Source organism: Allobosea sp. LjRoot237 (genome assembly GCF_964253285.1).
GTDB lineage: Bacteria > Pseudomonadota > Alphaproteobacteria > Rhizobiales > Beijerinckiaceae > Allobosea.
Genome location: NZ_CAXUQP020000001.1, coordinates 3,258,309 through 3,279,399 on the forward strand (window position 1 = coordinate 3,258,309; position 21,091 = coordinate 3,279,399).

General features: G+C 67.8%; 20 protein-coding genes. 7 read left to right on the top strand and 13 right to left on the bottom strand.

Features of this window, described 5'->3' with window-relative positions:
• The first annotated feature begins 90 nt into the window (after nucleotides 1-90).
• Complete coding sequence (locus tag ACSQ24_RS15835; RefSeq protein ID WP_129157979.1) at nucleotides 91-801, top strand: orotate phosphoribosyltransferase; 711 nt, start codon at nucleotides 91-93, stop codon at nucleotides 799-801.
• A 29-nt stretch (nucleotides 802-830) separates the two neighbouring features.
• Here the strand turns inward: ACSQ24_RS15835 and ACSQ24_RS15840 are convergent, their stop codons facing one another.
• Together ACSQ24_RS15840 and ACSQ24_RS15845 are read right to left on the bottom strand one after the other, a co-directional pair.
• Nucleotides 831-1,205 (bottom strand): hypothetical protein, encoded by a 375-nt coding sequence (locus ACSQ24_RS15840; protein ID WP_436095598.1) that lies wholly within the window; start codon nucleotides 1,203-1,205, stop codon nucleotides 831-833.
• A 73-nt stretch (nucleotides 1,206-1,278) separates the two neighbouring features.
• Nucleotides 1,279-1,716 (bottom strand): MarR family winged helix-turn-helix transcriptional regulator, encoded by a 438-nt coding sequence (locus ACSQ24_RS15845; RefSeq protein ID WP_436095599.1) that lies wholly within the window; start codon nucleotides 1,714-1,716, stop codon nucleotides 1,279-1,281.
• A 102-nt stretch (nucleotides 1,717-1,818) separates the two neighbouring features.
• Here ACSQ24_RS15845 and ACSQ24_RS15850 point away from each other — a divergent pair, with 102 nt between their 5' ends.
• Nucleotides 1,819-2,181 (top strand): hypothetical protein, encoded by a 363-nt coding sequence (locus tag ACSQ24_RS15850; RefSeq protein ID WP_436095600.1) that lies wholly within the window; start codon nucleotides 1,819-1,821, stop codon nucleotides 2,179-2,181.
• Nucleotides 2,182-2,187: 6 nt separating this feature from the next.
• Here the strand turns inward: ACSQ24_RS15850 and ACSQ24_RS15855 are convergent, their stop codons facing one another.
• The 9 genes from ACSQ24_RS15855 to ACSQ24_RS15895 all read right to left on the bottom strand — a co-directional run bounded on the left by ACSQ24_RS15855 (nucleotide 2,188) and on the right by ACSQ24_RS15895 (nucleotide 12,637).
• The gene (locus tag ACSQ24_RS15855) at nucleotides 2,188-2,976 is read right to left on the bottom strand and encodes an enoyl-CoA hydratase/isomerase family protein (RefSeq protein WP_436095601.1); all 789 of its coding nucleotides are present in this window, start codon (nucleotides 2,974-2,976) and stop codon (nucleotides 2,188-2,190) included.
• A gap of 33 nt (nucleotides 2,977-3,009) precedes the next feature.
• Entirely contained in the window at nucleotides 3,010-4,242 is a 1,233-nt protein-coding gene (locus tag ACSQ24_RS15860) for a phenylacetate--CoA ligase family protein (RefSeq protein WP_436095602.1), read from the bottom strand.
• Nucleotides 4,243-4,251: 9 nt separating this feature from the next.
• A complete protein-coding gene (locus tag ACSQ24_RS15865; RefSeq protein ID WP_436095603.1) occupies nucleotides 4,252-5,043 on the bottom strand; it encodes an ABC transporter ATP-binding protein in 792 nt (263 codons plus the stop codon).
• Nucleotides 5,044-5,096: 53 nt separating this feature from the next.
• Nucleotides 5,097-6,359 (bottom strand): ABC transporter substrate-binding protein, encoded by a 1,263-nt coding sequence (locus tag ACSQ24_RS15870; RefSeq protein WP_436095604.1) that lies wholly within the window; start codon nucleotides 6,357-6,359, stop codon nucleotides 5,097-5,099.
• Between the two features lie 37 nt (nucleotides 6,360-6,396).
• Nucleotides 6,397-7,470 (bottom strand): branched-chain amino acid ABC transporter permease, encoded by a 1,074-nt coding sequence (locus ACSQ24_RS15875; RefSeq protein ID WP_436095605.1) that lies wholly within the window; start codon nucleotides 7,468-7,470, stop codon nucleotides 6,397-6,399.
• A gap of 4 nt (nucleotides 7,471-7,474) precedes the next feature.
• Complete coding sequence (locus ACSQ24_RS15880; protein WP_436095606.1) at nucleotides 7,475-8,362, bottom strand: branched-chain amino acid ABC transporter permease; 888 nt, start codon at nucleotides 8,360-8,362, stop codon at nucleotides 7,475-7,477.
• 226 nt (nucleotides 8,363-8,588) lie between these two features.
• Entirely contained in the window at nucleotides 8,589-10,541 is a 1,953-nt protein-coding gene (locus ACSQ24_RS15885) for an AMP-dependent synthetase/ligase (protein WP_436095607.1), read from the bottom strand.
• The gene (locus ACSQ24_RS15890) at nucleotides 10,538-11,344 is read right to left on the bottom strand and encodes an ABC transporter ATP-binding protein (RefSeq protein ID WP_436095608.1); all 807 of its coding nucleotides are present in this window, start codon (nucleotides 11,342-11,344) and stop codon (nucleotides 10,538-10,540) included. The genes ACSQ24_RS15885 and ACSQ24_RS15890 overlap by 4 nt, the downstream gene beginning before the upstream one ends.
• A gap of 330 nt (nucleotides 11,345-11,674) precedes the next feature.
• On the bottom strand, nucleotides 11,675-12,637 hold the full coding sequence (locus ACSQ24_RS15895; RefSeq protein ID WP_436095609.1) for an NAD(P)H-dependent flavin oxidoreductase: 963 nt from the start codon (nucleotides 12,635-12,637) through the stop codon (nucleotides 11,675-11,677).
• A gap of 192 nt (nucleotides 12,638-12,829) precedes the next feature.
• On the opposite strand from ACSQ24_RS15895, the gene ACSQ24_RS15900 reads away from it, so the two are divergent.
• Nucleotides 12,830-13,558, top strand: a complete 729-nt coding sequence (locus ACSQ24_RS15900) for a TetR/AcrR family transcriptional regulator (protein WP_436095610.1) — start codon at nucleotides 12,830-12,832, stop codon at nucleotides 13,556-13,558.
• A gap of 147 nt (nucleotides 13,559-13,705) precedes the next feature.
• On the opposite strand, the gene ACSQ24_RS15905 is transcribed toward ACSQ24_RS15900, so the two are convergent.
• Nucleotides 13,706-14,590 carry an SDR family oxidoreductase gene (locus tag ACSQ24_RS15905; protein WP_436095611.1) on the bottom strand — a complete coding sequence of 295 codons (885 nt, stop codon included), beginning with the start codon at nucleotides 14,588-14,590 and terminating at the stop codon, nucleotides 13,706-13,708.
• Nucleotides 14,583-15,794 carry an acyl-CoA dehydrogenase family protein gene (locus ACSQ24_RS15910; RefSeq protein WP_436095612.1) on the bottom strand — a complete coding sequence of 404 codons (1,212 nt, stop codon included), beginning with the start codon at nucleotides 15,792-15,794 and terminating at the stop codon, nucleotides 14,583-14,585. Before ACSQ24_RS15910 ends, ACSQ24_RS15905 begins: the two co-directional genes overlap by 8 nt.
• Nucleotides 15,795-16,041: 247 nt before the next feature.
• On the opposite strand from ACSQ24_RS15910, the gene ACSQ24_RS15915 reads away from it, so the two are divergent.
• From ACSQ24_RS15915 to ACSQ24_RS15930, 4 genes are read left to right on the top strand one after another with little or no spacing between them, the layout of a single operon-like run.
• Complete coding sequence (locus ACSQ24_RS15915; protein WP_436095613.1) at nucleotides 16,042-16,824, top strand: enoyl-CoA hydratase-related protein; 783 nt, start codon at nucleotides 16,042-16,044, stop codon at nucleotides 16,822-16,824.
• Nucleotides 16,821-19,094 carry an acyclic terpene utilization AtuA family protein gene (locus ACSQ24_RS15920; protein ID WP_436095614.1) on the top strand — a complete coding sequence of 758 codons (2,274 nt, stop codon included), beginning with the start codon at nucleotides 16,821-16,823 and terminating at the stop codon, nucleotides 19,092-19,094. Before ACSQ24_RS15915 ends, ACSQ24_RS15920 begins: the two co-directional genes overlap by 4 nt.
• A complete protein-coding gene (locus ACSQ24_RS15925; RefSeq protein WP_436095615.1) occupies nucleotides 19,094-20,590 on the top strand; it encodes an acetyl-CoA carboxylase biotin carboxylase subunit in 1,497 nt (498 codons plus the stop codon). The genes ACSQ24_RS15920 and ACSQ24_RS15925 overlap by 1 nt, the downstream gene beginning before the upstream one ends.
• A gap of 2 nt (nucleotides 20,591-20,592) precedes the next feature.
• A complete protein-coding gene (locus ACSQ24_RS15930; protein ID WP_436095616.1) occupies nucleotides 20,593-21,090 on the top strand; it encodes a biotin/lipoyl-containing protein in 498 nt (165 codons plus the stop codon).
• The last annotated feature ends 1 nt before the right edge of the window (nucleotide 21,091 follow it).

Consider the following 21,091-nt stretch of genomic DNA (forward strand, 5'->3'; position numbering starts at 1 on the left):
GAGAAGGGGCCGTTTGCGAATTTGATCAGAGCCGCGCCAACGCCTGCAAACGGCGAAGGATGGCGCGCGCTGGCCCTGGAGAACCAGACCATGCCCAATCTCTATATGCCGGTCGACCGGGAGACCATCGCGCTCGAAGCGGCCAAGATGCTACTCGAGATCAAGGCGGTCCACTTCTACAGCGACAAGCCCTTCATCTTCACCTCGGGCTGGGCGAGCCCGGTCTATATCGACTGCCGTAAGATCATCTCCTTCCCGCGGCTGCGCTCCTCGCTGATCGATTTCGCGGCGACCACCATCGTGCGCGACATCGGCTATGAATCGATCGACATCGTCGCCGGTGGCGAGACGGCCGGCATTCCGTTCGCTGCCTGGATCTCCGACCGGCTCTCGCTGCCGATGCAGTATGTCCGCAAGAAGCCCAAGGGCTTCGGCCGCAATGCCCAGATCGAGGGCGAAGTGGTCGAGGGCGCGCGCACGCTGCTGGTCGAGGACCTCGCCACCGATGGCGGCAGCAAGGTCAATTTCTGCAAGGCCCTGCGCGACGCCGGCGCCAAGGTCGATCACTGTTTCGTGCTGTTCTACTACGACATCTTCCCGCAAGGCCGCGCGATGATGCAGGAGATCGGCGTCGGCCTGCACTATCTCACCACCTGGTGGGACGTACTCAAGGTCGCCAAGGCGAGCGGCCATTTCGAGCCGAAGGTGCTGGACGAGGTCGAGAGCTTCCTCAACGAGCCGGCCAAATGGTCGGCCGCCCATGGCGGCATCTCGGACTTCAACCAGGCCAAGACCGGCTGAGGACCACTGCCCGTCCGGCAGGCGCCCGCTCAGCGGGCGCGGCCGGTTCGGCAACGACTGAAACGCTGGGCCTCATCGGAGGCCCAGGAAAAGTCGAGGAGCGCGAACTCGATCCCACCCTGCCCCAACCGTCGCAGCGTCACTGCCCCGGCACTGACGGGCCCCCCGCCCTTGTAGCATTGCGCAACGAACCGCACGCCCCCGGAGATCGGCTCGGAGCGCCCGAGGTCACAACCGACCTCGTAAACCGCAAGCCCACTCGGAGTGACCTCGAGCACATCGACCTCGCCATTGCGCTGCTCGCAATGACCCGGCCGGCTCGTCCATTTGCCGAGAAATTCGCGCGGTACTTCGGCCGCAGCCGGCGCTGCGACCAGGACAGCGCCCAGCGTGGACGCGACCAATCCCGAAAAGCCCCCGTCCAGTCCGGCTCGGAACCCCACATTTCCGCTCGCTCGCATGCGCCCTCCGTGGCGATCAGGCATCCCCCAGCTGGAGCATTCTGAGAATGCGGGCGAGCTCGTCCAGATCACGCTGGGTCAGCTGAGCGAGTTCGGCCGGCGGCCGTTGATAGGCCGCCATCAGCTCCTGCATCGTCGCCTTGCCCTTCGGCGTCGCTCGAACCAGCTTCACGCGTCGGTCGGCGGCGGAGGCAATTCGCTCGACCAGTCCCGCACGTTCGAGCCGATCGACCAGCCACGTCGCGGTCGAGGGGTCGCAGGTCCATTCCTTCGCCAGCGCCCCCATCGGCTTGTCGTCCTCGACGAGCGAAAACAGCGCCCGGGAATCGTTCGGCGTCAGCCCGCGCTCCTGCTGGGCGCGCAACCGCTCGGGTGCAGAGCGCATCAGGAAAGCGAACATCAGCCGCCAGGCCTCGGCGGCTCGGTCGGTCTCGCTATCGGGTGGTTGCGTCATATCCCTGCCCGCAGGATTCGGCTTGTCAATATTATTTGACCTATCTGATATTTTGACCACTCCAATTATATTGGCTATCCATTGCACCCCAGGAGACGACCGATGACCAGCCGGAGCACGCTCCTCGCCTTTCTCGCCATCGAGATCCTGCTGTTCGCCGGGGCCTCGCTGATCCATGCCGGCATTCCGTTCAGTGGCCACGAGCATGCCCAGGCCAGGACGGCCGAAGGCGTGATCGCAGTGGTGCTGGCGCTCGGCCTCGCCATCTGCCTGCTGCGGCCAGCCGCGGCGCGGACCGTCGCCCTCGCGGCTCAGGGTTTCGCGCTGCTCGGCACGCTGGTCGGCGCCTTCACTATCGCAGTCGGCGTCGGGCCGCAGGCTCCGGCGGACAAGGTCTTCCATGGCATCCTGCTGGTGCTGCTCGTGGCCGGCCTGGTTGCGGCCTGGCGAGCGCGGCGCGGCTGACGGGCGTCAGAACTTCGGCGGCCGCCGCTCGAAGAAGGCGTTGATGCCCTCGCGGAAATCCGCGGTGCCGGCATTGGCGACGAAGGCCCGTTTCTCCAGCTCGAGCTGCTCGTCGAAGGAGCCCTGCGTGGCGGCCTGGACCAGCGCCTTGCTCGCCTTCTGCGCGCCGAAGCTGCCGCGAGCGAGCTTCTCCGCCATGGTGCGCGTGGCCTCCATCAGCTCGCTAGGTGGCACGATGCGATTGACGAGGCCGAGCCGGAGGGCCGTGTCGGCATTCACCGCCTCGTTGAGCAGGACGAACTCCAGCGCGCGGCGCGGGCCGAGCAGCTGCGTCAGCGTCCAGGTGGTGCCGCCATCGGGACTGGTGCCGAGCTTGGTATAGGCGGAGAGGAAGCTCGCGCCCTCGGCAGCCACGACCAGATCACAGGCGAAGGCGAGCCCGACGCCGCCACCCGCGACCGGCCCCTGCACCACGGCGATCACCGGCTGCGGCATCGCCTTGATCAGGCGCATCAGCGTGTGGAAGCGGTCGATCAGCAGCGTCGCGATCTGCGGCGCGCCAGGCAGATCGGCCTGGAAGCGGGCAAGGTCTCCGCCGGCCATGAAGGAGCGCCCTGCCCCCGCCAGGATGACGGCACGGATCGTCTGATCCGCGCCCAGCCCAGAGAAGGCCGCCACAAGCGCATCGGCCATCGCCTCGTCGAGCACGTTGAGAACCTTGGGACGGTTCATGGTCACGGTCAGCACCGCCCCCTGCCGCTCCGTGATCACCACCTCGCCTGCCGGATCGCTCATCGTCCCGTCCTCATCTCATCTACGCCGCGAGCCTCAGCCCGGCGATCGTGTATCGTCGATCGCCTTGCCATCATTCGGCAACGTCCCCGGCGCCACCAGCTCGACGGCGCCGCTCAGCTTGAAGACCTCGCGCACGGAAGCCTTCACCGCCTCGGCCAAGCCCGGCCCCGGCGCGGCAGCTTCGGCCCTGAAGCACATCGCATCGGTCTCGCCGGCGCGCGTCACCACCAGGCGGCAGCGGCCGAGCTCTGGATGTCGCGCGGCGACCGCTGCGACCTGCTCGGGCCGGACGAACATGCCCTTGACCTTGGCCGACTGGTCGGCCCGGCCGAGCCAGCCGCGAATCCGCTGATTGGTGCGCCCGCAGGGCGAGCATCCCGGCAGCGTCGCGGTGAGATCGCCGACGGCGAAGCGGATCAGCGGCTTTTTGGGGTCAAGGATAGTGACGGCGATCTCGCCGACATCGCCTTCCGCCACTGGCTGGCCGGTGCCGGGGCGCAGGATCTCGACGATGATGTCCTCGTTGAGGACGAGGCCGTCGCGGGCCGGCGTCTCATAGGCGATGATGCCGCATTCGGCGGTGGCGTAGCACTGATAGGCGTCGATGCCGCGCTCGCGGAACTCGGCTTGCAGCGAGGGCGGGAAGGCCGCGCCGGAAACCACCGCCCGTTTCAGCGAGGTGAGATCGCGCCCGCGCGCCGCGCCGAGGTCGAGCAGGATCTTCAGGAAATCCGGCACGCCGGCATAGAGCGTCGGCCGGTAGGCCTCGATCAGGTCGAGCTGGGCATCGCTGTTGCCCGGCCCGGCCGGGATCACGGCGCAGCCGAGCACGCGCGCGCCGGCATCGAAGCACCAGGCGCCGGGCGTCAAATGATAGGAGAAGGTGTTGAGCACGACATCGCGGCGCCCGGCACCCGCCGCCGCAAGCGCGCGGGCGACCCGCCAGGGATCATCGTCATGGCCCTCGGGTTCGAAGATCGGCCCCGGCGACATCATCAGCCGGCGATAATCACTCGGCCGGCCCGGCAGCAAACCGCCGAAGGGTGGCTTTGCGCGCTGGCTCGCCGGCAGGTCGGATTTGCGCAGCACCGGCAGGCGGGTGAGCGCCGCCCGGTCGGTGACAGAAGCGGGATCGATGCCGTGTAGATGCCGACGCCAGGCTGGCAGCCGCTTCGCTGCCGCGATCACCTGTGGCAGCCGTCCGAACAGATCGGCCTCGCGGCGTGCGGGCGCGCGGGTCTCCAGCCGGTCGTAGTGCTTGCCCATCTCGGTCTCTCAGGCGAGCCAGCGCTTGCGGCGCCGGTAGTGTTTGACCGCGTGGTAGTCGACCTTCTGGTGGCCGCCGAGATAGGCGTCGGCGACGTCGGGATTGGCGCTCAGCACTGCAGCCTCGCCGCTCATCAGGATGCGGCCGTTCTCGATCAGGTAGCCGTATTGGGCGATCTCCAGCGCCGCCGTCGCGTTCTGCTCGACCAGAAGCACGGCGACGCCATCGCGCTCATTGACGCCCCGGATGATGTCGAAGATCTCGTCGACGAGGAAAGGCGCGAGGCCGAGGCTCGGCTCGTCGAGCATCAGCAGCCGCGGTTCGGTCATCAAGGCACGCGCGATCGCCAGCATCTGCTGCTCGCCGCCGGAGAGATAGCCGGCCTCGGCCTTGGCGCGCTGGGCGAGGCGCGGGAAGGTCTCGAACATCCGGTCGATCAACGCTGAGACATGACCGCGCTCGCGATGCATGGTCGCGGCCGCGATCAGGTTCTCCTTCGGCGTCAGATGGCCGAAGACGCGGCGCCCTTCCAGCACATGGACAATGCCGAGGCGTACGCGATCGGGCGGGTCGATCGGGAGGATCGAGCGGCCGTCGAAGCTGATCTCGCCGCGGGTGACCGCGCCGCGCTCGGGCTTGAGCAGGCCCGAGATCGCCTTCAGCACCGTGCTCTTGCCGGCGCCGTTGGCGCCGAGCACGGCGACGAGCCCCTTTTCGGGCACCTCGATCGAGACGCCGCGCACCGCGAGGAAGACCTGATCGTAGACGATCTCGATATTGTTCAGCGCCAGCAGCGTCATCGGCTCGATCCGAAAAGGGGCAGCGCGGAAGACCCGCGCCGCCCTGCCCCCCGTCATTTCCCGGACTTCTTGAACTCTTCCGAGTTCTTGCGGATCTCTTCCCAGACCACGTCCTGGTTGGCGGTGTACCAGTCGGTGATCGGCACGAACCTGGCGCCGTCCCAGCGCGCGATCCGGCCCATGCCGCCGCCCTGGTGGTCGTCCTTGGTGATCGTGGTCGGGGGCAGCATGCCCTCGGCGGTGAAGTTCGTGATCGAACGCAGGCCCTCGTTGAGCCAGGGGCCGGTGACCGGGCCGTTCGGCGCCTTCTCGGCCGCCTTGCGGACGCCCTCGACCATCAGCGTCGCCATCTGGACGCCGTAGTTGTAGTAGCCCGTTCCGACCTTGTTCTCGGGGCCAGCGCCTTTGCCCTTGCCGACGACGTCGGCGAGGATGTCCTTGATCACCTTGGGCTCGCGGCCGCCGACGCAGGGCTCGACCTTCATCACGCCCTTGGCCGCCTCTCGGCCGACCACGTCCATGTCGGATTCCGACAGCCAGACGCTGCCCGAGACCCGGTCCATCGGCAGGCCGTTGCGGATCGCCTCGGTCAGCGCCACGGTCTGGCCGACGCCGGCGCCCCAGAAGATCACGAAATCGGGCCTGGCGCGGCGCACCTGCGGCCAGATCGCCGACTGGTCGTTGCCCGGCGGCGTATAGGGGAAGGCGGCGAGCTCATAGCCCTCCTTCTTGGCGAGCACGTTGAGGATCGGCAGCGGCTCCTTGCCGAAGGGCGTGTCGATATGGACGAAGACGATCTTCTTGCCCTTGAGGCTGCCCTTCTCGGTCTTCTTGAACTGCTCGATGATCAGGCCGGCTTGCGTCCAGTAGTTGATCGAGAGCGGCAGCACATAGGGAAAGGCGCTGCCGTCGGCGGCGTCGCTGCGGCCGGAATAGGCGGTGATCATGTTGATCTTGTCTTCGAGCGCGCGCGGCACCAGAGCCCGCGCCACCGGGGTCGAGAGCGGGTCGATCAGCACGGCGCCCTCGCGCTTGCCACGCTCATAGGCCTCGATGGCGCGCGGCAAATCGTTGGCGTGGTCGGTGATGTCAGCGACGATCTTGTAGCCGCCGACGCCGCCGCGATCGTTGACCAGCGTGAAGTAGTCGCGCTGGCCCTGATTATATTCCGAGGTGACGAAGGTGTAGATCCGGGTGAAGTCCTGCGGCAGCGTGAAGCGGACGATCTTCTCCTGGGCGAAGACCTGGACCGGCAGGGCGAGCGGCGCGGCCAGCGCGGCCGAGCCGGCGATGAAAGAACGGCGATCGAGCGACATCCTGTTTCCTCCAGCCCTGTCGTTGATTGAGGCACCGTCACCGCTGGGCATGGCGGAACGGCCAGACGAGCAAGTAGTTGCGGAAATTGGCGTAGATCTTGGCGAGGCCGAGCGGCTCGTAGAGCAGGAAGCCGATCACCAGCGCGCCATAGGCCATCAGCGGCAGATGGGCGCGCAGGTCGATCGGCAGCGACAGGCCGAACGTGCCGGCGGTGAACCCGAGCAGGTTGTTGAGCAGGATCGGCGCGAACAGGATCAGCGCCGTGCCGAAGAACGGGCCGAGCACGCTGCCGAGCCCACCGACGATGATCATCGCCAGGATCTGGATCGAGAGCTCGATGTGGAACTGGTCGGGCGAGATCGCGCGCAGATAGGTCACGGCCAGCACCGAGCCGACGACGCCGCCGATGAAGGACGAGACCCAGAAGGCGAGCAGCTTGTAGCGGAAGGTCGAGATGCCGAGGACCTGCGCGGCGTAGTCCTTCTCGCGCAGCGCCGCCAGCGCCCGGCCGAAGCTGGTCCGCCTGACGTTCAGCATGAACAGCGTGATGACGAAGCAGACGCCGAGCGCGAGATAATAGGTCGGCACCTCGCCCTGCAGGGGTATGCCGAGGAAGCTGACGGGCGGCACCTGCAGCGTCGCGAGCGAGCCGCCGCTGATCACCGACGAGTGCGAGATGACGAAGTCGACGACGTACTGCATGGCGAGCGTCGCCATCGCGAGATAGATGCCCTTCATGCGCAGGGCCGCGCCGCCGAACATCGTGCCGATGGTCGCGCTGAGCAGGCCGCCGGCGATCATCGCGATCTCGAGCGGCACACCGAGACGCACCAGATGGACCGAGCCATAGGCGCCGATGCCCATCACCGCGCCGTAGCCGAGATGGATCTGGCCGGACCAGCCCATCAGCAGGTTGAGGCCGAGCGCCGCCGAGGTCCAGATCAGCCAGGGCAGCAGGTAGCCGGAGACGTAGAGCCGGTCGAACAGGAAGGGCGCCGCCAGCAGGATGGCGAGGACCGCGATGATCAGGCCGCGGTCGAAGCCGAGCGGAAACAGCTGGCGCTCGTCCTGATAGCGCGTGTGGCGGATCCCGGCGCGACGATAGAACACGGCGTCAGACCCTCTCGATATGGTGGCGGCCGAACAGGCCGTGCGGCTTGAGCAGGAGCGTCACCAGGATGATCACGGCCGCGACGACGTCGCGCGAGCCGCCGCCGACCAGCGGATCGAGCACGCCGGTGGCGAGGCTCTCGGCGACACCGACGATGACGCCGGCGATCAGCACGCCCGGGATCGAGTCGAGTCCGCCTAGGATCGCGATGGCGAGCGCCTTGATCAGCAGGAGCGAGAGCGACCAGTCGATGCCCTGCGTGCTGCCCCAGAGCACGCCGGCGGCCGTGGCGGAGACGGCAGCCAGCCCCCAGGCGACGGCGATCGCGCGCTCGACCCTGATGCCGACCGACCAGGAGGCGGTCTGGTCATCGGCGACGGCGCGCATCACCACGCCGAAGCGCGAATTGAAGAAAAACAGCGAGAGCAGAATCAGCAGCAGCGAGATCGAGCCGCCGATCATCGTCGAGCGGTTGAGCAGGAGTTCGCCGACGAAGAGCGGCTGCTGCGGCATGCCGATGTCGAGGCGCTTCACCGCCGCGCCGAAGACACCGGGAAGGATACCGCGCAGCATGATCTCGACGCCGAGCGTCAGCATGATCGTCATGATCACCGGCTGGCCGATCATCCGGCGCAGCGCGATGCGCTCCATCAGCAGCCCGAAGCCGAACATGGTGACGAGCGCAACGGGGATCGCCAGCCAGATCGGCAGGCCGACCAGGGTGGCGAGCGCCCAGGTGACGTAGCCGCCGGTCATGGCGATCGCGCCCTGGGCGAGATTGGCGGTGCCGGAGGTCTTGTAGATCAGCACGATGCCGAGCGAGACCAGCGCATACATCAGGCCGACGAAGACGCCGTTGGTCGAGAGTTCCGCGAGCAGGATCCAGTCCATCAGGAATTCCTCCGCGAAAGGCGCGCGGGCGGCACCCCTCCCCCTTGTGGGGAGGGGCAGGGGTGGGGGTCGCAAAGCCGAAGCGATCGGGTGAACCAGCTAGCGTTGTCCCCGCTGCCAGCCTTTTCTGCTGAGAGATCACCAGGCGGCACCACCCCCATCCCCGACCCTTCCCCACAAGGGGAAGGGGAGGAGCTCGGACGATCAGCGTTGCGCAGAGGGCCCATCAGGCGACGACCTCACTGATCCTGAGCGTCCGCCGGATCACGCCGCGCTCCCCGTTTTCATAGGTGATGACGGCCTCGAACATGGTCTCGTCGAGCCCGCCATAGAGCGCCGCGATCAGCGAGGCGTAGGTGGTCTCGATCGTGTTGCGGCGCAGCTTGCGGGTGCGGGTGATCTCGCCGTCGTCGGCGTCAAAATCCTTGTGCAGGTTGGCGAAGCGTCTGACGCGCAACCCATCGGGCTGGGTGCCGTTGACATGCCCGACCACCTTGCCGATCAGCGCCTGCACCTCGGGCCGCTGCGAGAGCTCGGCATAGGAGGTGTAGGAGATGCCGCGCTCCTCGGCCCAATGGCCGACGGCATCGAAATCGATGCAGATGATCGCGGTAAGAATATCGCGCCCGGCGCCGATCACCGCGACATTGCGGATATAGGGGCTGAACTTCAGCCGGTTCTCGATGAAATTCGGGATGTAACGCTCGCCGGAGGCGGTGCGCACGACTTCGCTGACGCGGCCGAGCACGACGAGCTGGCCGTCTTCGTCGATGCGCCCGGCATCGCCGGTGTGCAGCCAGCCATCGACCAGCGCCTTGGCGCTGCTCTCGGGATCATCATAGTAGCCGTCGACCACCGAGGAGGAGCGCACGAGGATCTCGCCGCTCTCGTCGATGCGGATCTCGCTGCCCTCCATCGGACGGCCGACCGTGTACAGCTTGACCTGGCCTTCCGTCTGCGCCGCGGTCAGCGCGCAGGTCTCGGTCTGGCCGTAGAACTGCTTCAGCTTGATGCCCAGCGCCCGGAAGAACAGGAAGGTGTCCTCGCCGAGCGCTTCGCCGCCGGTGAAGGCGCGCTCGGCCCGGCCCAATCCGAGATGGTCGCGCAGCGGCGCATAGACCAGGACGTTGCCGACCGCGTCGAGCAGCTTCTCCTTCAGCGTCAGCGTGCCGCCGGCGAGGCGCTTGCGCTCAAAGGCGACGGCGCGCTCCATCGTCGTTTCGAACAGCCAGCGCTTGAACGGTGTCGAGTTCTTCATGCCGACCTGGACGCGGGTCAGCATCTGGTCCCAGGCGCGCGGCGCGGCGAGATAGAAGGTCGGCGAGACCTCGCGCAGGTCGCGCATCACCGTCTCCTGGCGCTCCGGGATGTTGATCGTCGCCGCCATCATCATGCCGGCGCCCAGCGTAAAGACGAAATCGCCGACCCAGGCCGTCGGCAGATAGGCGTAGAGTTCCTCGTGCTGGTGGAAATAGCCGCTGCGGCCGGCATTGAGCAGCCCGCCGGTGACGTTGCGATGGCGCAGCGGGATGCCCTTGGGCAGGCCGGTGGTGCCGGAGGAGTGCAGCAGCACCGAGATGTCGTCGGCCTGCGGCGCCTGGACGAAGCGAGCGAGGAGCTCCGGCTCGCGCTCCAGCCGTTCCCGCCCCTTCGCCACCAGCGCATCGAGCGACATCAGCCCGGGCAGATCGTAGCCGTCGAGGCCACGCTCGTCGTCATAGAGGATGGTCGCGACGCGCCCGGTCGCCGCCCTGAGCTCGAGCAGCTTGTCGACCTGTTCCTGATCCTCGGCGATGCCGACAGGAGGCGCCCCATGCAGGGTGGCGGCGATCAGCTCTTCCAGCGGCACATCCGGAAAGACCGGCGACGGGAAGGCCCGCAGCATGTTGGCGGCGAGCATGGCATAATACAGCCGCGGGCGGTTGTCGCCGATCACCGTCATCGCGGCGCCGGCCACCAGCCCGGCCTCTTCCAGCCCGGCCGCCATGGCGGCGATCTCCTCGAAGACCTCGCGCCAGTTCTGCTCCTGCCAGATGCCGTAGCGCCGCTCGCGGAAGGCGACGCGGTCGCCGAACTCGGCGGCGTTGCGGGCGAGCGCGGCGATCAGCGTCGCGGGCGTGCCGTCCGCCGCGACCGGCCAGCGCCCGCTCTCACGGTTGATGCCGAGCGCCGCCATCATGCCGCGCTCCCAGCCTGGTGGCGCTTGGCGGCGCGCTCGCCGAGATAGGCGCTGACCACGCTCGGATGCGAGATCGCCGCCTGCGGTTCGCCCTCCGAGATCACCTCGCCATAGCTCAGCACGACGACGCGGTCGCAGATCGAGGTGACCACGTCCATGTGATGCTCGATGATCAGGATGGTGACGCCGCGCGCCTCCTGCGCATCGAGGATGAAGCGGGCGATATATTCCTTCTCTTCCTGGTTCATGCCGGCCATCGGCTCGTCCAGGATCAGGAGGCGCGGCTCGGCGACGAGGGCACGCGCCAGCTCGACGCGCTTCTGCAGGCCGAGCGGGATGACCTCGACCGGCTCGTCGCGAATGTCCTGGAGCTGCATGAACTCGATGACTTCTTCGACGACCCGGCGATGGGCCAGCTCCTCGCGTTCCGCCCACCACCAGTAGAACAAGGCCCCGAGCGCGCTCGGCTTCATGTGGGTGTGGCGGCCGATCAGGATGTTGTCGAGAACGCTCATGCCCTTGAACAGAGCAAGATTCTGGAAGGTGCGGGCGACGCCGCGGGCGGCGATGCGATGCGGCTTCAGCGCGGTGATGTCCTCGCCGAACAGGGTCACCTGCCCGGCATTGGGCGGATAGAAGCCGGTGATCACGTTGACCATCGTGGTCTTGCCGGAGCCGTTTGGGCCGACAAGGCCGAGAATTTCGCCCTTGCGGACGTCGAGAGAGACGCCCTTCAGCGCACGCAGGCCGCCGAAGCTGCGCTCGATCCCGGTACAGGAGAGCGCGATGGGAGCGTCGGCCACGCTCGCCGGAGAACGATATTGAGCGTCATTCATAAGAAGCGCCCGCCATCCGGACGCTGCAGCCGGTGATCGCTGCCACAGCATTGATGGGTATCCGGCGCACGCGCGGCACCGCCGGATGAACGGCATCTTCTCCCACGATGTCCTCCCCGGCTGCGCTGGTTGTTATCTGTATAAGCGTCAACTCGATGCAGCTAATGAATACAATTCATCTTGTACTGTCAACTCTCCCGGGACCGGCTTCAGCGCCATCGGCAGCTGGGTTTTTTCGCACCGCCCGACCCGGCAACCCGCCATCGTCCGCCCGGATGAGCGGCCAATGAACCGGGCTCAGCCAACCGCTCCGACAGCAGCCCGGCATGACAGGCGCGACGCGCCGGCCAGGGCCGCCTCGTATTCATCGGCCAGCCGCCGGCAGAGCTCGCCTGCATCGGGCAGATCGCGGATCGCGCCAACGCCCTGCCCTGCCGCCCAGATATCGCGCCAGGCCTTGGCTTCGGCCGTGCCGAAATCATAGCTCGTGGGCTTGCTGAGATCGTCGGGATCGCGCCCGGCCGCCACGATGCTCGGGCGCAGGAAATTGCCGTGCACGCCGCTGATCGCCGGTGTGTAGACGATGTCGGCGGCGGAGGCGCCGAGCAGCATGCCCCGCAGCGCCTCCGGCGCCAGACTCTCCTGCGTCGCCATGAAACGGGTACCAAGATAGGCCATGTCGGCGCCCGCCATCATCGCTGCCGCGACCTGCGCGCCATTGCTGAGCGCGCCGCCGAGCACGAGCGTGCCATCGAAGATGCGGCGGATATCGGCCAGCGCCGCGAAGGGGTTGAGCGGCCCGGCATGGCCGCCAGCGCCGGCCGAGACGGCGATCAGCCCGTCGACGCCGGCCTCGGCCGCCTTGGCCGCGAAAGCGAGCGTCGTAACATCATGAAAGACGAGACCGCCATAGCCCTGCACCGCCTTGATCAGATCGCGATTGAGGCCGAGCGAGGTGATGACCAGCGGCACCTTGCGCTCGATGACGACAGCAAGATCGGCATCCAGCCGCGGGTTGCTGCGATGGACCACGAGATTGACGCCGAACGGCGCTGCGTCACCCCCGCCGTCGAGCCGCCCCGTGATCTCGTCGAGCCAGTCGGCGAAGCCTGCCGTGGTGCGCTGGTTGAGCGCCGGAAAGCTGCCGACGGCGCCATTGCGGCAGCAGGAAACGACGAGATCCGGTCCCGAGATCAGGAACATCGGCGCGGCGATGACGGGAACGCGCAGGCGTCCGGCAAAAGCGGCAGGCAACGGCATGATCCCTCCCCTATGGAACCCGCGCGACTCCGCGCGGGCGACCGCCCTGCAAAGCGCGGCTTGCGGCCACGCTCTTGCCTGGAATGCGGTGATGATGAATGATATTTATTAGCGCCGCCGTCCCGCCCGGACGCGCCGGCAGCCGTAAAGCGACCGCAGCGCTCCCGCGCTTCGTGTCAGCAAGGATCATCGATGGCACCCCGCAGCGCGCTGAAGCGACAGGTCAACCGGCTCCCGCCCGAGCGCCGGATCTCCGACATCATGGCCGCGGCCAAGAAGGTCTTCGCCGAGAAGGGCTACAACGACGCGCTGATCACCGACATCGCGCTGCGCGCCGGCGTGGTCGAAGGCAGCATCTACCGCTTCTTCGCCAACAAGCGCGAACTTTTGGTCAAGGTCGTCGAGCACTGGTTCGAGGAGCTGCTGCAGGAGGATGCCGAGCAGTTCGCCGCCGTGCGCGGCAGCTGGAACCAGATCCGCTTCCTGGTCTACAACCACCTCACCTCGATCCGCCGCGATCCGGCGCTGTCGCGATTGATGTTCCAGGAGATCCGCCCTGCCCCGGACTATCGGGGATCGCATTTGTTCGAGCTCAACCGCGCCTACACCCATCGCCTCGTCGACGTGGTCAAGGCCGGCATCGCCGCGGGCGAGCTGCGGCCCGACACCTCGCCCAGCCTGGTGCGCGACCTGGTCTTCGGCTGCATCGAGCACCGGACCTGGACCTTCCTGCGCGGCGAGGGCGATTACGACCCGGCCGAGACGGCGGAAGCGATCACCAACCTGGTCTATCGCGGCGTGGCGCTCGACCAGCCGGCCTCGCCGATGGAGAGCGTGGTCGCTCGGCTGGAGACGGCGACGGCCCGGCTCGAGGCTGCGGCCGGGATCGCCCCGGCGAAGCCGTCTCCTCAACGCAGCTGAGGCATAGCTCAACAACTCAGCCCTCATCCTGAGGAGCGCTCCGCAGGGGCGCGTCTCGAAGGATGTTCCAGATGGCTTCCGAACCTCCTGGAGCATCCTTCGAGACGCCGCTTCGCGGCTCCTCAGGATGAGGGCTGAGGTCATGGCCTACCCGCCACTGCTGCCCGGACCATCGAAGAAATCCGGGCGCGGGATCGTCCAGGTCTCGCCCCAGAGCTGCGCCCCGCCGGCGACGTTGAGCACCTCGCCGGTGACGTAAGCCGCCGCCGGTCCGCAGAGATAGGCACAAGCTTCCGCCACCTCCCAGGTCGTCGCGGTGCGCATCATCGGGTTGGAGCGCGGATAGGCCTTGACCACCTGCGGATCGTAGACCCGCCAGCCTGGCGTCTCGATCGCGCCCGGCGCGATGCAATTCACCCGGATGTCGAGCGGCGCCCATTCTACCGCCAGCGCCTGGGTCAGCCCGACCACGCCAGCGCGCGCCGCGATCGTATGGGCGACGCCGTGCAGCCCTTGCCGTGTCACCACCACGATCGAGACGATGCTGCCCGCCCGTTTCGCGTCGCGCCAGCGCCGGGCGGCCTCCTGCATCATGTACCAGGTGCCGTTGAGATTGGTGTCGACGACGGCGTTCCAGCCCTTGGTCGAGAAGTCGATCGCCGCCTGCGGGAATTGCCCGCCAGCGCTGTTGACGAGAATGTCGATGCCGCCAAATTCGGCCGCGATCCAGTCGTGCAGGGCCGTGATCGTCGCGGGATCGCGGACATTCACCGTCTTGGCGGCCGCCTTCAGCCCGGCGGCGCGCATCGCCTCGGCCGCCGCCTCCAGCTTGCTCTCGTCGCGCCCGGCGATGATCACCTTCGCACCGAGCCGGCCGAGCAGCCAGGCGGTGGCGCGGCCGATGCCGCCGGCGCCGCCTGAGATCAGGACGCTGCGCCCGACGAAGGCATCCGTCGCATAGACCGTCGGCAGCCGAGCGAGGTCGGCGTCCTCCAGCCCGAGTTCGCGGGGCTCGGCGGCTGCGTCAGCCATGGCGCTCCATCCCCTTCAGCAACTCGCCGGCGATGATCATCTTGCGGACTTCGGTCGTGCCGGCGCCGATCTCGAGCAGCTTGGTGCTGCGGAAGAGCCGGTTGATCTCCGATTCCCAGATATAACCGGCGCCGCCATGGACCTGCACGGCCTTGTCGAGCACATCGTGGCAGGCCTGCGCCGCATACATCACCGAGGCCGCGGTCAAGCGGTGGATGTCGCCGCGCCCGCCGCCACCGACTTCGAGCGGCGCCGCCTCGGCCAGCGTGCGATAGCTGAAGCTGCGCATGGTCTCGACCAGCACATACATCTCGGCCAGCATCGACTGGACCATCTGGAAGGAGCCGATCGGCTTGCCGAACTGCTTGCGCGTCTTGGCGTAGTCGATCGAGAGCTCGAGCGCGCGCTCGGAAATGCCGAGGCAGAGCGGCGAGATCATCGCGCGCTCGAGGTCGAGCCCACTCATCACGATGGCGACGCCCTGGTTCTCAGCCCCGACCAGATTGGCGGCCGGAACGCGGCAATCCTCGAACAGCAATTCGCCGGTCGGGCTGCCGCGATAGCCCATCTTGGTCAGCTTCTGCGCCACCTTGAAGCCGGGATAGTCCTTCTCGACGATGAAGGCGGAGATGCCGTGGGCGCCACGCTCCTTGTCGGTCTTGGCATAGACCAGGAGCACGTCGGCGACCGGGCCGTTGGTGATGAAGATCTTGCTGCCGTTGAGGATGTAATGGTCGCCGTCGCGGCGCGCGGTGGTCCGCATCGAGCCGAGCGCGTCCGAGCCCGCCCCCGGCTCGGTCAGGCCGAGCGCGCCGAGCTTTTTCCCTGAGCAGAGATCGGGCAGATACCGGCGCCGCTGCTCCTCATTGCCGTTGCGGTAGATGTTGTTGGCGCAGAGGTTGTCATGGGCGACGACCGAGAGCGCCATGGCGTGGTTCCAGCGGCTGAAGCCCTGCAGGACGAGCCCCGCCTGAAGCAGGTCGAGCCCCGCCCCGCCATATTGCTCGGGGATCGTCGCGCCGAGAAAGCCGCTCTCGCCGATATGGCGGAAGCCCTCCTCCGGCCACCATTCCTCGTTGTCCATGCGCTGCGACAGGGGATAGAGCTCGGCCCGGGCATAACGATCGGCGCCGTCGAGGATGGCGGTCTGCTCCTCGTCGAGGCCGAAGGCATTGGCGCGGTTGTTACCGTTCACGGCATTCACGTCGATCTCCTCCCTCGCCCCCACGCAGCGGTGCAGGCAGCGAGCCATTCGGCTCGATTGACCTTATTGAGCGTATTTCATCAGTGGCGGCAGCGACTGTCAACGCGAGCCTATGCGGCAAAATCGAACAATCCATTTGCGTGCCATTCGGCGCGCTCTCACCGCCTCACGGCTATTGACACAACAAATGAATTGAAATCATTTATTGCTCAAAGGCTCCCTCAGCGAGCCGCGCAGGGATGGAACCGTGAGCGAAGAGGTCATCACCCGACGGCAGGGCGCGACGCTGGTCGTCATGATCAACCGCGAGAGCCGCCGCAACGCGCTGAACGAGGCGGTTGCCGAGGGACTCGTCGCCGCACTCGACCAGGCCGAGGCCGATCCCGCGGTGCGTGCCGTGACCCTGACCGGAGCCGGCGACAAGGCCTTCTGCGCCGGCGGCGACCTCAAGCCGAACGCCGACGGAACGCCCTTCACCATCGAGGCCGCCGATCCCCGCCATTACGTCGCCCGGCTGCTGCGCCGGATGGACGCCTGCCGGCTGCCGCTGGTGGCGCGGGTCAACGGCCATGCGCTCGCCGGCGGCTTCGGCCTGATCTGCGCCTGCGATCTGGTGGTGGCGCGCGACGACGTCCTGCTCGGGGTGACCGAGGTCAAGGTCGGGCTCTTCCCGATGATGATCCTGCCCTATCTGATGCGGGTCCTGCCCTATCGCCGGCTGATGGAACTCTGCCTCACCGGCGAGACCATCAGGGCGGGCGATCCCGAAGCTGCCGCGATCGTCAACTACGCCGTGCCGGCAGGCGAACTCGATGCGAAGACGGACTGGCTGGTCGGCCGCCTTACTGACAAGTCGCCGACCGGCATTCGCCTGGGCAAGCAGAGCCTCGCCAAGATCCGCGAGATGTCGACGGATACGGCGCTCGAATATGCCCAGTTCATGCTGGCCAACATGGCCCGCACCGAGGATGCGCGCGAGGGCTTCGCCGCCTTTGCCGAGAAGCGTCCGCCGGCCTGGACCGGGCGGTGAGCGCCGTGCGCGAGAGCATCCGCATCGGCTGCGGCGCCGGCTTCTGGGGCGACAGCCCGGAGGGGCCGCGCCAGCTCGTCCAACGGGGCGGCATCGACTATCTCGTGCTCGACTATCTGGCCGAGATCACCATGTCGATCCTCGCCCGGATGAAGGCGAAGAACCCGGCGCTCGGCTACGCGACCGACTTCGTTTCGCTGGTGATGAAGCCGCTCGCCCGCGAGATCGCCGAGAAGCGCATCCGCGTCGTCACCAATGCCGGCGGCGTCAATCCGCAAGCCTGCCGCGACGCCCTGCTCGCCGCGTTCAAGGAGGTCGGCGTCGACCTCAAGGTCGCAATCGTCACCGGCGACGATCTCTCGGGCGAAGCTGAGCATCTTCGGACAGCCGGCGTCACCGAGATGTTCTCCGGCGCGCCTTTCCCCGAGCGGACCGCCAGCATCAACGCCTATCTCGGCGCCTTTCCGATCGCGGCGGCGCTCGCGGCGGGCGCCGATGTCGTGGTGACCGGGCGCTGCGTCGACTCGGCCGTCGTACTCGGCCCGCTGATCCATGAATTCGGCTGGTCGGCCGAGGATTACGACCGGCTCTCGGCCGGGAGCCTCGCCGGCCACATCCTCGAATGCGGCGCGCAGGCGACCGGCGGTATCGTCACGGACTGGCGCGAAGTCGCCGGCGACTGGGCCGATATGGGCTTCCCCTTCGCCGATTGCCGCGCCGATGGCAGCTTCGAAATCAGCAAGCCCGAGGGCACCGGCGGCCGGATCAGCCCGGCGACGATCGCCGAGCAGATCGTCTACGAGGTCGGCGATCCCGCCGCCTACATGCTGCCCGATGTCACTTGCGACTGGTCGCAGGTGAAGCTCGAAGCCTCCGGCCCGGACCGCGTCCGGGTTTCCGGCGCGCGCGGGCGGGCTCCGTCCGGGAGCTACAAGGTCAGCGCCACCTACCCCGACGGCTATCGCTGCGCGACGACGATGATGATCGTCGGCGATGACGCGGCCGAGCGGGCCGAGGCCGTCGCCAGGGCGATCCTTTCCCGCTGCGGCCGATTGATCCGCGCGGCCGGCTTCCCGGATTTCGCCGAGACTTCGGTCGAGACGCTCGGCGCCGAGGCGAGCTATGGCGCCCGGAGCCGGGCGCGGGCGACGCGCGAGGTCGTGCTCAAGATCGGCGTGCGCCATCCCTCCAGGGAAGCGCTGCAGATCTTCGCCCGCGAGATCTACCCGGCCGCGACCGCGATGGCGCAGAGCCTGACCGGCTTCGCCGGCGGCCGGCCCGAGCCGCAGCCGGTGATCAGGCTGTTCTCCTTCCTGATCGACAAAGCCGAACTGCAGCCGACCGTCAGCCTCGGTGCGGCGAGCCTGCCGGTGCCGGCGCATATCCCGTTGGCGGCGGCGAACGCGCCCTCGTCCGTTGCCGCAGCTATGACGTCCACAGACCTCGCAGTTGAGCCCGACAGGCTCTCCCGCGGTGAGCTTCAGGCGCGGGAGCCCTCTCCCGGAACGGGGGAGGGTTGGGAGGGGGCAGAGCCGACGCTGGTGGATTATGGCGCAGGCCCCCTCTCCATCTCTCCCCCGTTCCGGGAGAGAGAGGCGCCACATCCGGCTCGGGACCAGATTTGTGAATCCGACAGGGTCAGCGCAGACGCGGATGTTGCGGAGGCCGCCAGCGAGACGACGGCGGTCCCGCTCGTCGCCCTCGCCTTTGGCCGCAGCGGCGACAAGGGCGACATCGCCAATATCGGCGTGATCGCGCGTGACGCCGCCTTCGTCCCTTGGCTCAAGCGGGCGCTGACGCCCGAGGCGGTCGGCCGGTACTTCGCTCATCATGTCGCGGGCAAGGTCGAACGCTTCGACTGGCCGGGCCTCGGCGGCTTCAATCTCGTGATGCACCGCGCACTCGGCGGCGGCGGCATCGCCTCGCTGCGCCATGACCCGCAAGGCAAGGCGATGGCGCAAGTGCTGATGAGCCTGCCGGTGCCGGTGCCTGCTTCGTGGCTCGCGCCGGGCGGCCCCCTCCAGGCAGCGCAATCGAGTGAAGGCGGAGGGCATCCCCTTCCCCCCGCTTGCGGTGGGGAAGGGTTAGGGATGGGGGGCCGCAAAGCAGGGCTCGCCCATTCTTCAGAGCCGCGCCAAGCGGCACTGCCCCCCACCCAACCCTCCCCACCGCAAGCGGGGGGAGGGCTTGTGCTTCGCAGGCGAGCACGAGAAAGCCTTCTCCCGATCGCCCTGCCTTTCCACGGCTTCAAGACCACGGGCGACGCATGATGACGGCTCCGGACGATACCCCGCCGTTCCGCAAGGTCCTGATCGCCAATCGCGGCGAGATCGCCTGCCGCATCATCCGGACCTTGCGCGAGATGGGCATCGCCTCGGTCGCGATCCATCACCCTGTCGAGGCCCGCGCCCGGCATGTGCGCGAAGCCGACGAGGCGGTCGAAATCTCCGGCGAAACGCCGGTCGCCGCCCATCTCGACGGCGGACAGATCATCGCGGCCGCCCGCGCTGTCGGCGCCGACGCGATCCATCCTGGCTATGGCTTCCTCTCCGAGAATGCGCGCTTTGCCCGCGCCGTCAGCGAGGCCGGGCTCACCTTCATCGGGCCGGATGCCGACACGATCGCGCTGATGGGCGACAAGATCTCGGCGCGCCAGTTCGCGGCCGAGCACGGCGTGCCGGTGGCGCCCTCGGTGATGCCAACCGAGGACCTCGCCAAGTTCACCCGCCGGGCGGTCGAGATCGGCTTTCCGCTGCTGATCAAGGCGGCGGCGGGCGGCGGCGGCAAGGGCATGAGCATCGTGCGCTCGGCCGAGGAGCTTGAAGGCGCGGCCCGCCTCGCCGCGAGCGAGGCTCAGCGCTATTTCGGCGACGGGCGCGTCTATGCCGAGGTCTTCGTCGAGCGGCCGCGCCATATCGAGGTGCAGGTCTTCGGCGACGGCAAGGGCGGCGCCATCCACCTCTTCGAGCGCGAATGCTCGGTGCAGCGCCGCTTCCAGAAGATCATCGAGGAAGCGCCGGCCGCCAACCTGCCGGCCGGCTTGCGCGACGAGATCTGCGCCTCGGCGGTCAGGCTCGCAGCCGCCTCGAACTACCGCAATGCCGGCACCGTCGAATACATCCTCGGCGCCGATGGGCGCTTCTTCTTCCTGGAGATGAACACGCGCCTGCAGGTCGAGCATCCCGTCACCGAGATGATCACCGGGCTCGACCTTGTCAGGCTGCAGATCGAGATCGCCGCGGGAGGCGACCTGCCCTTCACGCAAGGCTCCGTCGCCGCCGATGGCCATGCCATCGAATGCCGGATCTGCGCCGAGGACCCCGAGCGCGACTTCCTGCCCGAGACCGGCACGATCCTGCATCTTGGCGTGCCGCAGGCTCCCTATCTGCGCTTCGAGAACGCGCTTGACCGCGGCCAGCGCGTCACCGCCGATTTCGACCCAATGCTGGCCAAGCTCGTCGCCCATGGGCCGGACCGCGCCATAGCGACAGAGCGCGCCATTACGGCGCTGCACGATCTTTCTCTGCTCGGGGTCAAGACCAATATCGACTATCTCGCCCGGGTGCTCGGCCACCCCGCCTTCGCCGCCGCCGAATTGCACACCGGCTTCGTCGTGCAGCACAAGGCCGAACTCACCGCCAGCGAGCCGGATGAAGCGACGCGCGACAAGGTGCTGATCGCCGCAGCGCTCGGCCTGCGCGACTTCCGCGATCTCGTCCTTGGCGTGCCCGAGCCGCACGCTTCGATCGGGCATTGGAGGAACTGACGATGGTCCTCAAGCTCGACCTCGACGGCACAGTCCATCACACCACCATCCTGGCGCGCCGCCCGCATCTCGTGCTCTCGATCGACGGTCGTCGGCATGTCGTGGAAAACCTCGACGAAGCCGGCGACGGCAGCCGCGCGCTGATGCTGGACGGCGCACCGGTCGCCTTTGCCCGCGCCGGCAGCGTCGACGGCGTCATCGTCCGGCTGGATGGACGCAGCTTCGCGCTGCGCCGGCGCGATGCCGCGGCGGACGTCTCAGCCGGCGGCGGCGCGAACGTGGTGCGCGCGCCGATGCCGGGCACGGTCATCGTGGTCCACAAGCGCGTCGGCGACAGCGTCCAGCGCGGCGAGACCATCGTCACCATCGAAAGCATGAAGCTGCAGATGAAACTCGATGCGCCACGTGACGGCGAGATCGCCGAGATCGCGGCGCGCGAGGGCGAAGGCTTCGACAAGGACGCCGTGCTCGCCCGTCTCGCGGCGCCGGCGGAAGGCTGAC

Bases quoted from the DNA above. Each gene is read 5' to 3' on its own strand.
- ACSQ24_RS15835 (WP_129157979.1), top strand. From the start codon at position 91: ATGCCCAATCTCTATATGCCGGTCGACCGGGAGACCATCGCGCTCGAA.
- ACSQ24_RS15845 (WP_436095599.1), bottom strand. From the start codon at position 1,716: ATGACGCAACCACCCGATAGCGAGACCGACCGAGCCGCCGAGGCCTGG.
- ACSQ24_RS15850 (WP_436095600.1), top strand. From the start codon at position 1,819: ATGACCAGCCGGAGCACGCTCCTCGCCTTTCTCGCCATCGAGATCCTG.
- ACSQ24_RS15855 (WP_436095601.1), bottom strand. From the start codon at position 2,976: ATGAGCGATCCGGCAGGCGAGGTGGTGATCACGGAGCGGCAGGGGGCG.
- ACSQ24_RS15860 (WP_436095602.1), bottom strand. From the start codon at position 4,242: ATGGGCAAGCACTACGACCGGCTGGAGACCCGCGCGCCCGCACGCCGC.
- ACSQ24_RS15865 (WP_436095603.1), bottom strand. From the start codon at position 5,043: ATGACGCTGCTGGCGCTGAACAATATCGAGATCGTCTACGATCAGGTC.
- ACSQ24_RS15870 (WP_436095604.1), bottom strand. From the start codon at position 6,359: ATGTCGCTCGATCGCCGTTCTTTCATCGCCGGCTCGGCCGCGCTGGCC.
- ACSQ24_RS15880 (WP_436095606.1), bottom strand. From the start codon at position 8,362: ATGGACTGGATCCTGCTCGCGGAACTCTCGACCAACGGCGTCTTCGTC.
- ACSQ24_RS15885 (WP_436095607.1), bottom strand. From the start codon at position 10,541: ATGATGGCGGCGCTCGGCATCAACCGTGAGAGCGGGCGCTGGCCGGTC.
- ACSQ24_RS15895 (WP_436095609.1), bottom strand. From the start codon at position 12,637: ATGCCGTTGCCTGCCGCTTTTGCCGGACGCCTGCGCGTTCCCGTCATC.
- ACSQ24_RS15900 (WP_436095610.1), top strand. From the start codon at position 12,830: ATGGCACCCCGCAGCGCGCTGAAGCGACAGGTCAACCGGCTCCCGCCC.
- ACSQ24_RS15905 (WP_436095611.1), bottom strand. From the start codon at position 14,590: ATGGCTGACGCAGCCGCCGAGCCCCGCGAACTCGGGCTGGAGGACGCC.
- ACSQ24_RS15925 (WP_436095615.1), top strand. From the start codon at position 19,094: ATGACGGCTCCGGACGATACCCCGCCGTTCCGCAAGGTCCTGATCGCC.
- ACSQ24_RS15930 (WP_436095616.1), top strand. From the start codon at position 20,593: ATGGTCCTCAAGCTCGACCTCGACGGCACAGTCCATCACACCACCATC.